The 15,123-nt window shown below is 42.0% G+C and carries 10 protein-coding genes; 1 reads left to right on the top strand and 9 read right to left on the bottom strand.

The genetic code is table 11. The features are described 5' to 3' along the window. Nucleotides 1-553 precede the first annotated feature (553 nt). On the bottom strand, nt 554-1,819 hold the full coding sequence (gene ispG, locus AC6ER8_RS01105; protein WP_497078638.1) for a flavodoxin-dependent (E)-4-hydroxy-3-methylbut-2-enyl-diphosphate synthase: 1,266 nt from the start codon (nt 1,817-1,819) through the stop codon (nt 554-556). Nucleotides 1,820-2,729: 910 nt separating this feature from the next. Here ispG and AC6ER8_RS01100 point away from each other — a divergent pair. After that, entirely contained in the window at nt 2,730-3,032 is a 303-nt protein-coding gene (locus tag AC6ER8_RS01100) for a hypothetical protein (protein WP_497078636.1), read from the top strand. 601 nt (nt 3,033-3,633) lie between these two features. Here the strand turns inward: AC6ER8_RS01100 and AC6ER8_RS01095 are convergent. From AC6ER8_RS01095 to AC6ER8_RS01060, 8 genes are all read right to left on the bottom strand, one after another. Then, complete coding sequence (locus tag AC6ER8_RS01095) at nt 3,634-4,641, bottom strand: HlyD family secretion protein (protein WP_497078634.1); 1,008 nt, start codon at nt 4,639-4,641, stop codon at nt 3,634-3,636. A 24-nt stretch (nt 4,642-4,665) separates the two neighbouring features. Continuing rightward, nucleotides 4,666-6,300 (bottom strand): MFS transporter, encoded by a 1,635-nt coding sequence (locus tag AC6ER8_RS01090; protein ID WP_497078632.1) that lies wholly within the window; start codon nt 6,298-6,300, stop codon nt 4,666-4,668. Nucleotides 6,301-6,325: 25 nt separating this feature from the next. Then, the gene (gene atpC / locus AC6ER8_RS01085) at nt 6,326-6,742 is read right to left on the bottom strand and encodes an ATP synthase F1 subunit epsilon (RefSeq protein WP_497078630.1); all 417 of its coding nucleotides are present in this window, start codon (nt 6,740-6,742) and stop codon (nt 6,326-6,328) included. A 140-nt stretch (nt 6,743-6,882) separates the two neighbouring features. Continuing rightward, nucleotides 6,883-8,505, bottom strand: coding sequence for a F0F1 ATP synthase subunit beta (gene atpD / locus AC6ER8_RS01080; protein WP_497078628.1), 1,623 nt, complete (start codon nt 8,503-8,505; stop codon nt 6,883-6,885). Between the two features lie 19 nt (nt 8,506-8,524). Then, nucleotides 8,525-9,451 (bottom strand): F0F1 ATP synthase subunit gamma, encoded by a 927-nt coding sequence (locus AC6ER8_RS01075; protein WP_497078626.1) that lies wholly within the window; start codon nt 9,449-9,451, stop codon nt 8,525-8,527. A gap of 20 nt (nt 9,452-9,471) precedes the next feature. Beyond that, the gene (atpA, locus tag AC6ER8_RS01070) at nt 9,472-11,007 is read right to left on the bottom strand and encodes a F0F1 ATP synthase subunit alpha (RefSeq protein WP_497078624.1); all 1,536 of its coding nucleotides are present in this window, start codon (nt 11,005-11,007) and stop codon (nt 9,472-9,474) included. Beyond that, nucleotides 11,007-11,591, bottom strand: coding sequence for an ATP synthase F1 subunit delta (gene atpH, locus AC6ER8_RS01065; RefSeq protein ID WP_497078622.1), 585 nt, complete (start codon nt 11,589-11,591; stop codon nt 11,007-11,009). Before atpH ends, atpA begins: the two co-directional genes overlap by 1 nt. An 876-nt stretch (nt 11,592-12,467) precedes the next feature. Next, nucleotides 12,468-14,663 carry a primosomal protein N' gene (locus tag AC6ER8_RS01060; RefSeq protein ID WP_497078620.1) on the bottom strand — a complete coding sequence of 732 codons (2,196 nt, stop codon included), beginning with the start codon at nt 14,661-14,663 and terminating at the stop codon, nt 12,468-12,470. Nucleotides 14,664-15,123 lie beyond the last annotated feature (460 nt).

The raw sequence follows: 15,123 nt of genomic DNA, 5'->3' as shown, positions 1-15,123 counted from the left end.
TTACAAATAGGACAATAACCGTAACAGAGATCTTCAGCCCTATCAATTTGATATCTAGAAAAACGCCCCAAAATGCCGGAACAATTAATCAATAATGTTTTTTCTATAATTTGATATATGTCAAAATTCGTTAAATATTTTACGGTTGTAAGAGCAGCCAACGACCCGACAAACCCATAACAATAAATTGATTTATAAGGATAATTTAGCGTTACTCAACTTGAGTGAAAAATCAAAATAACAAAAGATTCTCTCATTTAAAATCTACTTATCTTGGATCAAACAAAATCACTTGCTTGCACATCATAAGCGGAGCAGGCATGTGGGTAAAAATTGTTCAAGAAAGAACGAAAAATAGCTTTTTATGAATTGTCTTAAGTACCAAGGATTGGTCTGCAACACTCAAAGGCTAGCAAAATGTGCAATGGTACCGGCTTTTCCTTTACAAGCATAAAGATAGAAGGATTCAATGGTTTTTATCGTTATCCCCTTCATAGTCAGGATCGTGAAACAGGCTTGGGTGCGCTTTGGAAGATGTCTCTTTACCCCTTTGTTAAACCTTGTGCGATTGTTTTTCTCCATCTTGTCCAAAGCGTGTATGAATATAATCACTCAAAAGTGCTTCAAATTCTTCGGCAATATGGTCGCCCCGTAAAATTTTGACCTTTTGTCCTTCAATAAAAACGGGCGCCGCTGGACTTTCTCCTACTCCAGGCAATGAAATTCCAATATCCGCATGTTTTGATTCCCCCGGTCCATTGACGATACATCCCATCACAGCAACCTTCAAACTTTCAACTCCAGGGTATTTTTCACGCCAAACGGGCATATTTTTGTGTAAATCCGCTTCAATTTTTTGTGCCAATTGCTGAAACACTGTCGAGGTTGTACGCCCACATCCAGGACAAGCCGTAACAACAGGCAAAAATTGCCGAAACCCCATCACTTGCAAAAGTTCTTGCCCTACTTTTACTTCTCGTGTCCGATCACCACCTGGTTCTGGCGTTAAAGAAATGCGTATCGTATCGCCAATCCCTTGCTGTAATAAAATGCCTAAAGCGACCGAAGAAGCAACAATTCCCTTTGTTCCCATTCCTGCTTCCGTTAATCCCAAATGAAGGGCATAATCACAACGCTCTGCTAAAGAGATATAAACAGCAATAAGATCTTGAACGTCACTCACTTTAGCAGAAAGAATAATCTTATCACGCCCCAACCCAAGCTCTTCCGCAAAAGAAGCTGAAAGCAAAGCCGACTGAACAATTGTTTCTCGCATCACTTCATCAACCGATAAAGGATTTGTTTTTTTCGCATTTTCATCCATAAGCTTTGTTAATAACGCATTATCAAGAGAGCCCCAATTCACGCCAATGCGAATAGATTTATGATACCGACAAGCAATCTCAATAATTTCTGCGAATTGACGATCTTTTTTAGCACCAAAACCAACATTTCCAGGATTGATTCGATATTTTGCAAGTGCCTCAGCACACGCAGGATGCTCTGATAAAAGCTTATGACCAATATAATGAAAATCCCCAACCAATGGAACAAAAAATCCCAACCGCTCCAATCGCTCCCGTATTTTTGGGACAGCCGCCGCTGCTTCAGTGCGATCAACCGTAATCCGCACCAATTGTGAACCGGCCTGCCATAGAGCAGCTACTTGCGCAACGGTTGCATCAATATCAGCGGTATCAGTATTGGTCATTGACTGTACAACAATCGGGTTTTGTCCCCCAACCATCACATCACCAACAGCCACAGCAACAGAGCGACGACGCTCAAGGGGTTTCGATAAAGAATAGGTCGTGCTCATCAAGTCCTCAAATTTTTAAAATCTGTGCTTTTAATCACCATTGATATCGACTTCCTCCACACATCAAAGGACGAAAATGATACCCCCACCAATCTTAAGAGATCCCTTTAAGTTCCACCTGTCAACCCCTTATGCAATTCAGTCCATAAGCGAGATCCATTTCACCAATGCCCCAGATAAACCCTACCACTCCTATCCCAGTTCATACTTTTACCCTTTATTGCTTAAAAAAGAAACTAAACTCAAACAAAGACAATACGCTATATTTAAGTTGCATATCTATGCCTTACATCAACATCATCGCAGAACAATATTTTACAACACAACCAAGAACGCTTATCAAAGCATAATTTAAAAAAATATACGAAAGATACCGTCCAATTAAGTCAACATATTGATTTATAATAATCTATTTTTTACAAATTTGAACGGAAAACCTAGACATCGTAAGATTCTCTCATTTCAAACCTGTTCATCATCAATCAAAGACATGCCCCTTACATACCTAAAAGCCACCATGCAAAAAAACTAAAAAGGTAAAAACACTTGATAAGCCGTCTCTAAAGACTATCACAATACGAAAAAAACAAAAATAAAGGCATAAGTTCTACACCTTTTATGAAATCAAAGAGAGGATGTAAAACGAGCGTTATACCCTTCACGAAGGATTATTCTTTACAGGATATTTTACCTTAAACCCTTCATAAATCGCCATCATGAAATGAATGCACGCCCATCAACAGACACCTCTCATTAAACCCAAACGCTTAAATTTTCATCTTACCCCCAAAGCCGCATCCCCCCAATCAGATGATCCATGCAACCTTTCAATTTTTAAGCCGTTATAGCAAAACCCCAAACACAAATTCCAACGATCATGCAACAATTTAACACATGAAGGAGTCAACAGATGTGTCTATTTTCAACCAACGCCAAAAATGCTAAAATAAAAAAACGTATCGCACAATTAAAAAAAGAGCTGGTAAAAAAAGAACTGGTCCCCGTCAATCATTGGAGTTCTCAAAATGATGACTTTGAAAACATTTCTGAACTGTTTAACACGTGGAAACAAAAAGGGCGCCACGCGCTTTATCACCTCAACGAACATGCAACAGAATTAAAGAAAAAAGCGAGAGAAAATCCTAAAAAAACCCTTGCACTAGCGGCGGGACTAGTTTTAGCCAGCGTCTTACTGATACGCAAAAATTACTAACACCAACAACCTTCCCCTGTTAATGCCCGCTTTGGAAGCGGGCATTTTTTTTATCATTGATCAAGCACAATACTTGATACTCTGCCCCTCACTTTACGCTCCAAAAAGAATAAATTTTTCATCCCACCAGTCTATCATCCAGCTTTGCAGCAACATATCCTCTGTCACACATATGCGCTTTACAGCACCACGCCTCAAAGAACGATATTGTAAAAAGCAACAAAAAAACTCTGTCCTCGATATTGCTTTAATATTCCTCTGAGCCCTCAGTCTTTAAACACCCAATTTCTTATCGAGTCGTTTCACCTACTGTCCTCACATCACCACAGCTTAAAGGACAGCGTTGTAAAAGACGACAAGAAAACTTTCAGTTTTCCATTCATCCCGCGCCCCCTTTCTGCTGAAGTTATTTCAAAAAAATGGCAGTGATTAGAAAGATATGAGTCTAAAAATTAAAAAAACATTCCTTTACATCATGCCCAATGAGAGTTTTAAAAGCTTTAAGAGATAGACCATAACAAACCAAACGAAATCTTCTAAAGTGAACACCCACTTACTATAAGAAAATGGTATAAACATTAAACTAAAAAAACCCAAAATTTTACCCTCCAGAATCAACCCGCTGCGAAGTATCCACATAGGTCACCACAGACATCCCAGGAATGAGCTTTTCGACCCCTTCTTGACCGGGATCTAAAGCAATCCGTACTGAAATACGTTGCGCAATTTTGATAAAATTACCAATTGTCGTATCCGTTTTTAGCAATGAAAACTCTGAACCTGTCGCTGGAGCAAAACGAACCACGCGCCCTGTTAACTTTTTATTGTTCAATGCATCAACAGAAAAAACAACCGGTTGTCCCACACGCATCTGAGAAAGTTGCGTCTCTTTATAATTAGCAATAATCCAAATATCATCAGAAATGACAGAAAGCAGTTGTGTACCCGGCATAACATATTGCCCTACCCTAGCACCAACCAATCCAATATAGCCTGTTCGAGGCGATAAAATCTTTGTATGATCGAGATTAAGTTTTGCCAACTCAACCCCCACCTTTGCGCCCGCAACTTCTGACTGTAAACTTTGCCGTTCAAGATTTAATTGTTTTTGCAATTGTCTTTTTGTTTCCAGCGCCGCCAAAAGTTGTGAAACAGGACGAGAAACAGAACTTGTCGCCTCATCAAAGCCTAACTTTTTACTGTCAGGAACAACATTGGAGAACGCTCGAGAACGCGCCAATTCGACTTCTGCTGTATTAATTTCACCTTGCAAAAGCTGCGCTTGCAACTCAATACTGGCCAATTTTGCATTTTTTGAATCAAGAACAGCCTGTGCTCGTGCAAGCTGCTGACGAAAAAGAGAATCATCAAGCTCAAAGAGCAGCATTCCCTTTTCGACGCGTTGATAATCTTGCACATAAATCCGTGCGATCACTCCAGAGATCTGTGAACTAACTAAAGTCACATCACCTTTAATGGAAGCATTATCTGTTATTTGAATGTTACTCACAAAAGGAGGAAGTCTCCAAGCCCACAAAATCAGCAAAACACCCGTAATACCTGACAGGAATGCAACAACCGTAGCTTTTGATCGTAATGCTTTTATCATTTTTTGCACCCCTCTTCCATAACATTACTCTACTTTATCTAATGCCCTCAAAGAACATGACTTAACAACCATTGTGACAAGAAAAATAACGAATACAACCATTGAAATATAAAAATAAAGCCGAAAAACGTCATCATAAGCAAAAATATTTGCTGTTAACTTAAATTTCTCTATCAAAAGAGAAGTTCCTTGCTCACTCCCCAAACCATAAGGAACAGAAGCACCATAAGAAGGTGAAAATAAAGTATTCATCTCACCAGAAATAAGCGGATCAGTCACAACAATATTTTGTGTTAAAGACTCAAAATTCTTATGAGCAAAATAAACCTGCAGGCTGCCAAAAAAAGCCGACCCCATCAGCCCTCCTGTCACTTGCGTAAGCAAAAAAACAGCAATAAAACTCAAAACGTAACGCGGTCCTTTTTCTCCAGCTATCACAAATCCCTTGCAAAGAGCAGGAGGCAAAAAAAGTGCATAACTAAAACTCACCAACCCTTGGCTCAGCATCATGTCTTGCGGACGGGTTAAATGATTGACACGACTGTCTAAATAAGCGCCAAGTGCCAAGCACCCCAAAGATAATAAATAAAAATAATCCTCACGCCCTGCGCGTAAAAAAAACACACAAACAGCCCCCCCTAACAGAGTCCCAAACGTTACCGCAAGATACATAGGAGCCATCTCACGATTGAGCAAACCGAAAAGATTAAAAAAACCGACGGGCAAATTGGATCTTTCCAATAAGAAAACATGAAAAATCAATAAAATAAAAACAGATTGAATCATTTCCTTACTGAAAATCCAACGCAAATCAATCAATGGTTTTTCTCTATTAAGCTCAATCATAATAGCAACAGCCAACGAGAAAATAGCCAGTGCGAACCCCCAACCAATCCATGGTGCTTCATACCACCAATACAATATGCCAACAGACATAATCACGGCATTAAGACCAAGACCAAGAGCAATCAAACCGTAGCTTATCCAATCTAACTTTTGAATAACCTTGCTACGAACAACAGGGGTAAGAGGCAAAGTATAGATACAGACCAAACTGATGAGAACCAGCCCCATTTCCAAAGCAGAAAGGCTAGAAAAACCACCATTTTCAAATAAATTAGGTGAAATCAAACGAGATAAAGGAGCCGCTAAAGCTGCATTCATATAATTCAAACTAAGACCAACCGTGAACTTTTTTGCTGGCGCAAAAGCCTCCATCATATAAAGCAATGCAAGCGAAGCCAAAGGCGCAGCAGCAATCCCAGCAAAAAAGCGAATAATCAACGCAGAACGCAAATCGGTCACAAAAAGCTGCAATACACAAACTAAAACAAAGCCAAGGATTGACAGTTCAGCAAAAGCACGCAACCCAAATTGATAGCGGATTTTGATCAACATAATCGCCACACTGACATTTGGTGCCATATAGGCGGCAACCAACCATGTCGTCTCGGCCAAAGTTGCGTGAAAGTCACCGGTCAGATGGACAATATTAGACTGAACAATATTAGCCCCTAAGCCATAAGCCCATTGCAAAATAAGAGAGGCAAAAATATAAACAAAACATTTCGGCAAAGGCCCCGCAAAAATACGACCAGGATGAGGAAAAGGTTTTCCGCCTCTCTTAGCAGACACAACCGTACTCTTTTTTCCGCTCATGTCACCTTTTCCTAATATACTTTCGCTACGCTTCTATCAATACAGAACCATCAGCTGACAATTGCTGGAAAAAAGTCTCGATTTTAGAATTATCCGCATCGCTCACTCCCCCCTCTAATGTCGCTTGAACTTGCAAAATCTGCTGTTCTAAGACATCAAAAGAAAGATGCTCAACAGCCACAACACGCTCTACCAATAAAGAACAACCCGAAAAGGTAATATTGGCAACACCCCCGCAAACAGCAAAGAGCTTTTCACCTGCAGAAGTGTGAACACGAACACTCCCCAACACAATGCTTGCCACCAATGGAGCATGATGTGCCATAACGGTCAAAGAACCTGAGGCTGAAGGAAGAACAACAGACACAACCTGCTCTGAAAACACAATCTTTTCAGGCGATACAAGCTCAAATAAAAAATGCTCTTCTCTATTGTTTTCCACAACAGTCTCCACAGTACGCGATAGAAGGACTCTCCGCCCTTTTTAACACCTTATCTTTTTTAACAATTCGCCCTTATTTAAGGATAAATATTCACGACAAATTTTTCCTCAAGTAAGAACTCAAGTAAGAAGCTTCTCATTTAAGAAGCCTCTGCCATGAGACGTTTTCCTTTTTCAAGAGCTTCATCAATTGAACCAACCATATAAAAAGCTGCCTCTGGCAAATCATCATAATCACCTGCACAAAGACCTTTAAAGCCTTTTATTGTGTCTTCCAAAGGAACAAGTTTTCCTGGCGAACCTGTAAAGGCTTCCGCCACATGGAAAGGTTGCGAAAGGAAACGTTCAATTTTACGCGCCCGTCCTACCAACAATTTATCGTCTTCAGAAAGTTCATCCATTCCAAGAATAGCAATAATATCCTGAAGCGCTCTATAACGTTGCAAAATAGTTTGCACTTGACAGGCAACCGTATAATGCTCTTCCCCCACAATCAATGGATCCAACATACGTGAGAAAGAATCAAGCGGATCCACGGCTGGATAAATTCCCTTTTCGGCAATAGAACGCGAAAGAACAGTCGTTGCATCCAAATGAGCAAAAGATGTTGCCGGCGCCGGATCTGTCAAGTCATCGGCCGGAACATAAATGGCCTGAACAGAAGTAATAGAGCCTGTTTTTGTACTGGTAATACGTTCTTGCAAAGCCCCCATATCCGTTGCCAAAGTAGGCTGATAGCCCACAGCAGAAGGAATACGTCCTAAAAGAGCAGACACCTCAGCCCCTGCTTGTGTGAAACGGAAAATATTATCCACAAAGAAGAGAACATCTTGTCCTTCATCACGGAAACTTTCTGCAATGGTCAAGCCTGAAAGAGCAACACGTGCACGCGCTCCTGGTGGTTCATTCATTTGCCCGTAAACAAGTGCACATTTTGACCCTTCTGTTGAACCATTATTCTCTTTTGGATTCACATTCACGCGGCTTTCGATCATTTCGTAATAAAGATCATTCCCTTCACGCGTCCGTTCTCCCACACCAGCAAAGACAGAATAACCACCATGTGCCTTTGCAATATTGTTTATAAGCTCCATAATGAGAACGGTTTTTCCAACACCAGCACCACCAAACAAGCCAATTTTACCCCCTTTCGAATAAGGAGCTAACAAATCCACGACCTTAATACCCGTAACCAGAATCTCTGAAACGGTCGACTGTTCAACATATTCAGGTGCCTCTTGGTGAATAGAACGTGTTTTGGTCGCAGGGATTGGCCCTACATTATCCACCGGCTCTCCAATCACATTCATAATACGTCCCAACGTTGCTTCTCCTACAGGAACACGAATTTGTGCGCCTGTATCCACAACCTTTTGGCCCCGCATCAGACCATCAGTGGTGTCCATTGCAATCGTACGTACGGTATTTTCACCCAAATGCTGTGCAACTTCTAACACCAAGCGATGACCTAAATTCTCTGTTTCCAAAGCATTGAGAATATTTGGCAATGCCCCTTCAAATTGCACATCAACGACAGCACCAATAACCTGCTTGATCTCACCAACAGCGCCTTTTGTACTCTCTTCTTTTTTCACCGGTTCCTTTTTCGCCAACGTCTCTTTAGCGGCACGATGCGCAGGCGCAGAGGAAGTCGTTACATCCACTTGAGATTTCGAAGCGTCTTTTTTCACGCTAGAACGAGCAGCTGGTTTCTTTTTTTCACCTTTTTCTGCTCCTTTGCTTGAGGTTACTGCTTTTGCCATTAATCCTTACCTTTTCCATTTACAGCGCTTCAGCGCCCGCAATAATTTCGATTAATTCTGTCGTAATCTGTGCCTGACGTTGACGATTATAAGCCACCGTCAATTTATTAATCATTTCACCCGCATTGCGCGATGCATTGTCCATAGCCGTCATCTTTGCCCCCATTTCACCCGCAACATTTTCGAGTAACGCCCGAAAGATTTGCACTGAAAGATTGCGAGGCACAAGCGCTTCTAAAAGAGAAGCAGCATCAGGCTCATACTCATACACAATCGTCTCAAAACCTGTTGATTGAGCACCTCTGCTCGTCTCTGTTTGCTCTCCACTATCGATTGCCTCAACAGCTGCTTTTGGAGCCACCATTGGGATCAAGCCAAAAGCTGTTGGACGCTGATTAATCACGGAAACAAATTCAGAATAAAACAGCGTACAAACATCAAAAGCGCCTTCATTGAACAAATCAACAATACGCTGACTAATCATCACCGCCTCTGCAAAACCAACGCGCTTTACAGCATGTAAATCAATGTGATCAATCATCAAACTTTTGTAATCGCGCGACAAAATATCCGCACCCTTCTTACCTACAGTGATAATTTTCACAATTTTACCAGCGGCCAACAACGCTTTAATCTGCTCACGAGCACGACGAGCGATCTGCACATTAAAAGCACCACACAAACCACGCTCAGCAGTACACACCACCAAGAGGTGAACATCATCGCGCCCCGTACCACGCATAAGAGCAGGGGCATCAACACCATCCACATCCGCAGCAACACTGGTTAAAATATCAGCCATCCTCTTCGCATAAGGGCGCGCTGATTGCGCCGCTTCCTGCGCACGAGACAACCTTGCTGCTGCAACCATTTGCATAGCTTTGGTAATTTTCTGTGTTGCTTTAACCGAAGCGATACGGTCTCTAAGATCCTTTAGTGAGGCCATTCAAGCATTCCATCAATTCATCACGAAAAATTTTTCGCATAAGTATTAAGAACAGTGATCAACTTATCTTTCAGCTCATCTGTTATCTGCTTTTGCTCAGCAATCGCTTGCAAAAGATCTTGATAATCACTTCGCAAAAGCACCAAAAGCCCTTGCTCAAACCGCGCAACATCAGAAACGGCAAGAGAATCAAGATAGCCATTCACACCGGCAAAAATAACCACCACCTGTTCTTCTGTTTTGAGTGGAGAAAATTGCGGCTGTTTCAAAAGCTCTGTCAAACGTGCTCCACGATTCAACAGACGCTGCGTTGATGCATCCAAATCAGAGCCGAATTGCGCAAAAGCTGCCATTTCACGATATTGTGCCAATTCACCTTTAATCGAGCCGGCCACCTGCTTCATCGCCTTAATTTGTGCTGACGAGCCAACACGCGACACAGAAAGACCAACATTCACCGCAGGACGAATTCCTTGATAAAACAAATTGGTTTCTAAGAAAATTTGCCCATCTGTAATCGAAATCACATTTGTAGGAATATAAGCCGAAACATCATTAGCTTGCGTTTCAATGACCGGCAAAGCCGTCAACGATCCCGATCCATTTTCCGCATTTAACTTCGCAGCCCGTTCTAAAAGACGCGAATGCAGATAGAAAACATCTCCTGGATAAGCTTCACGCCCTGGTGGACGACGCAGCAAAAGAGACATTTGACGATAAGCCACCGCTTGTTTTGACAAGTCATCATAACCGATCAAAGCATGTTGCCCATTATCGCGGAAATATTCACCCATAGCACATCCCGCAAGAGGTGCAATAAATTGCAATGGCGCAGGATCAGAAGCGGTCGCCGCAACGATAATGGAATATTCCAATGCTCCACGCTCTTCTAAAACTTTAACAAATTGTGCTACAGTTGAACGTTTTTGACCGATCGCCACATAAATACAATAAACTTTGTCCTGCTCTCGTCCAGCCCCTTTTTCATGAAAAGGTTTTTGGTTTAAAAATGTATCGAGCAAAATTGCTGTTTTTCCTGTTTGGCGGTCACCAATCACCAATTCACGCTGTCCCCGTCCAATAGGAATGAGGGCATCAATGGCTTTTAATCCGGTCGACATGGGTTCATGCACAGACTGACGCGGAATAATCCCTGGCGCCTTAACGTCAACACGACGACGCTCTGTTGCCTTAAGAGGTCCTTTCCCATCTATAGGATTTCCAAGGGCATCAACCACACGGCCGAGCAAAGCTGGTCCTACAGGGACATCGACAATAGAGCCCAATCGCTTTACACAATCCCCTTCACGAATCTCGCGATCTGAGCCAAAAATAACCACACCGACATTATCAACTTCCAAATTGAGTGCCATCCCGCGCACACCATTTGGAAAAGCAACCATTTCCCCAGCTTGAACATTATCCAAACCATAAACGCGAGCAATACCATCCCCTACAGAGAGAACCCAACCAATTTCTGAAACCTCAGCCTTTTGGTCAAAGTTTTTGATTTGCTCTTTTAGAATTTTTGAAATTTCAGATGGTCTAATATCCATCAGCTGACCTCTTTTTTCAATGCAAGCTTAAGCGAAGACAATTTTGTTAGAAGAGACGTATCAATTTGAAACGCCCCAACACGAACGACTAATCCACCAAGAATTGTTGGATCTACAATGATGTGTAGCAAAACTTTTCCCCCAACGACATCTTCCAAAGTTTTACACAACTCTTGTTTTTGTTGAGAATTCAGTGGGCGCGCAGAAATAATTTGTGCCGTAACTTGCTTACGAGCACGTGCAACACAACGCTGAAAAGCATGTAAAATACCAAATACGGCACTCAGTCTACGGTTTGCTGCAATAACACGTAAAAAGTTACCAACAATCTGCCCTGCTTCTTTATCAGCAAATTTGATGTTTTCACAAACAGATTGCATCACCTTAATTTGCTCTTTTACTGAAAAGAATGGACTGAGCACAAAGTATTTTAAATCTTCATTTTGCTCTAAGACAAGCAAAAAATCTTCCACTGCCTTTTCAACTTTTTCAACGTTTCCTGCTTCTTGAACGCAATTAAAAAGCGCTTGCGCATAGCGTTGATCTACCAACGGCAGCGGTATGAGAGAAAATGAATCTGACACGAAATACCGCCTCTTTCCCTTGAGCGACTCTCTGATAGTTATCAGATGATAATGAAACAGACATTCTCAATCTTAAGAATCTTCTTCTTAAAACCTAGAACAAAAACCATTCGGTTTCTAGCATAGACATAGCCGACTCGCAACACCACAAATCACTGCTTTTTAAAAATTTTAAATAAAATATTCAAAATATTTTTGAAAAGGATTTTTTTTAGATCCCCACGCCGGCACCAAGGTTTTTTTTGTACCTCTTTTTGACATTCTGTGAAAAAAATTCACACTCTTTAATTTTGCTTCAAACGCTTTTGTCGCTCCTAAAAACGGTTTGTCTTTAAAGATCACCCTTCTTCCACAAGAGCTTCAGCGAAAAGCGACTGTGGAAGCAACCCAACACCTTCACACACTGTCTCAATATTGAAAAGCTCTTGATACTTGAGAGGGTTCATAGGAGACATGCCTTTCTTGGATAGTTTCACGCCACACGAGCTCCCCGTCTGTAACGTGCAAAAAGTAAAAACTCTTAATAAATCAATATATTGTTCTAATAAGGGAGGGGCCTCTGCGGATCCCATAACCGAGATATTTTTTCCATTGCACAAGCTTGACGCAATGCACACGCATAATACTCTGCGGCTTGGGCGTTACTAACTTAGAAGCCACAATCAAAGAGGCAAGATGCCCGTGAAGCAAATGATAATGCTGACGTGCTCCATACAATCCCACGCGTATAAAAGTCTTCTGGTTAACATGAAAGCAAAGCTTTTACGATCGGATACCCCTGTTGATAGATTTGGGGTTGATAGGTTTGCCATAATCCTAAACTTTCCAATCCCACATTCATTACTCTTTCCGTCACTTGAGAGAGAAGCTTGATTTTTAAAAAAAGCTTTGCGGATCGATATCAATTTGAACTCGGACAGAACTGGGCATTTTTGAGGTATTGCTCAGCATGGCACGAATAAACCCTTGTATATCAAAAGAGCGCGGCCCTTGGAGTAAAAGCCGAAAACGATAACGCCCTCGAACCAAAGCGAGAGGAGCCTCTGCGGGGCCCATAACCGAGATATTTTTTTCCCGTGGTGCTGCTTGACGTAGTGCCCGTGCATAATGTTCTGCAGCTTGACGCTGTTGGGCTGACACAATCAAAGAGGCAAGACGCCCATAGGGGGGCAAATGATAATGCTGACGTGCTGCAATCTCACGCCTATAAAAATCTTCTGGTTGGCATGAAAGCAAAGCTTTTATAACCGGATGATCGGGTTGATAGGTTTGCAAGAATCCTAAACTTTCCAATCCTTCTCGTCCTGCTCTTCCGGTCACTTGAGAAAGCAACTGGAAAGTCCGTTCACTTGCCCGTAAATCGCCATTAGCAAGACCAAGATCAGCATCAATAACCCCCACCAGAGAGAGTTTTGGAAAATGATGTCCTTTAGCGACCAACTGCGTTCCAATAATAATATCGACATCACCATTGGCAATAGCTTGCAATTCGCTTCGCAACTGCCCAACGCCACCTTTAAGATCTGTGGAAAGAATCAATGATCGCGCTTTTGGAAAAAGCATTTGTGTTTCTTCTGCAATTCTTTCCACCCCCGGTCCACAAGCCACGAGATGGTCTAATGTTCCGCATTCAGGACAGGCTTCTGGAATGGGTTGATGATAGCCACAATGATGACATTTTAGTTGCCCTTGCGCACGATGTTCGACCAACCAACTTGAACAATCGCTACAATGAAAACGATGTCCACAAACACGGCACAAGGTTAAAGGGGCATAGCCACGGCGATTAAGAAAAAGCAGCGCCTGCTCACCTTTCTCAAGCGTTTGTTTTAAAGCCTTTTCAAGGGTAAAAGAAATAAAGCGCCCCTTTTGCACCCCTCCTTGACGCATATCAATGACCCGCAACTGTGGAAGAGCGACTTCTTTAAAACGGGAAGGTAAATGCACCTTTTGGTAACGCCCTTTTAAAACATTGGCTTGGCTTTCAATCGACGGTGTTGCTGAAGATAAAATAACAGGAAAATGCTCAAAAAAGCCACGAGCAACAGCCATATCACGCGCATGATAAAAAATGCGCTCTTCTTGTTTATAAGCGCTATCATGTTCTTCATCAACCACAATCAGACCCAGTTCATGAAAGGGAAGAAAAAGCGCTGAACGCGCCCCCGCAACGACACGCACCCGCCCTTCTGCAACTTGTCGCCAGACACGTTCTCTACGACGTGGTGTCAAATCGGAATGCCATTCTGCTGCTGCCGCTCCAAAACGTGCATAAAAACGATCTAAAAATTGCTGTGTTAAAGCAATTTCTGGCAATAAAATTAAAACTTGGCGCCCCCCTTTGAAGGCTTGCGCAACCGCTTCAAAATAAACTTCTGTCTTTCCAGAACCCGTCACACCATCAAGCAGAAAAACTTGAAATTGAGAAGATAAAACACCTTTCCGCAACAATGTTGCTGCTTCATTTTGTACACCCTGCAACTGAGGAGGACAAAAATCAGGATCAGGCATGCCCACAAGATCAGGAGCAGGAATCTTAACATCTTCAAAAATTCCTAGCGCTTTTAAACCTTCAACCACAGAAACAGAAGTTCCAGCCGCATGCGCAAGACCAGAACGTGTCCATATCTTCTCACCACGCACCAATTCCAAAACCCGTGACCGCGCTGGTGTGAGACGTTCCACCTCTCCCCCACAATAGCGCAATCCCAACATCTGCGCTTCCGGCTCTAAAGCAGCCGGTACAGACAAAACCAATCGTGCAACAAGACCAAAAGGCGTCATTGTATAACGACTAACAAACCGCAAAAATGCAATCATTTCTGCCTTTAAGGGGGGACAATCAAAAACATGTAAAAGAGAGCGTAATTTTTCGCGCGCCACCAAAGCGGCCCGTTGTCCATCCGTTGCCCCCTCTCCAACATCCACAACAAAACCGCAAAGCTCACGCCCCATCACCGGAACCCGAACAAAAGAACCAATTTCTACCTCCATAGAAGACGGAACTTTATAGCTATAAGCATGCGCAACAGGAAGAGGAACCAATACTGAGACCACCTTTTCCTCTATCATGTTTGAATTCACCCCTTTAACCAATCCACCCCCCTTATTCTTTCGATTTCAGCGACAAATCTTATCTAAGATCATCTTGTCTACGATCCTCTTGGACACCAACAAGTCTACACCTTAATCTTTAAACACTCTTATAAAATTCATTGCGCAATTTAAATCACTCACCCTTTCACAACAAACTTCCCATAAGAATTCTCGTTTAATACGCATTCCATCACCAAAACACCAACAATTAATACACCATTACCTTTATAACAAAAAAACAGCGCCATTCTTCTGTGCCAATTAAAATCCAGCGCCATTAAGCATTCCACACAACATTATTACTATTATCACTGCGCTCCTTAGCGATCCCATAATGTGACTTCATACCCAACATATACATTTTTATTTTTTCCAGCTCAACGCTCAACTTATTCTCAATAGATTGATTTATAAAGATAAATTATTTTACATATCG

This window comes from Bartonella sp. SL320 (assembly GCF_059687635.1).
The sequence above is the reverse complement of the archived record's forward strand: the minus strand, read 5'-3'. Positions and strand labels throughout refer to the sequence as shown.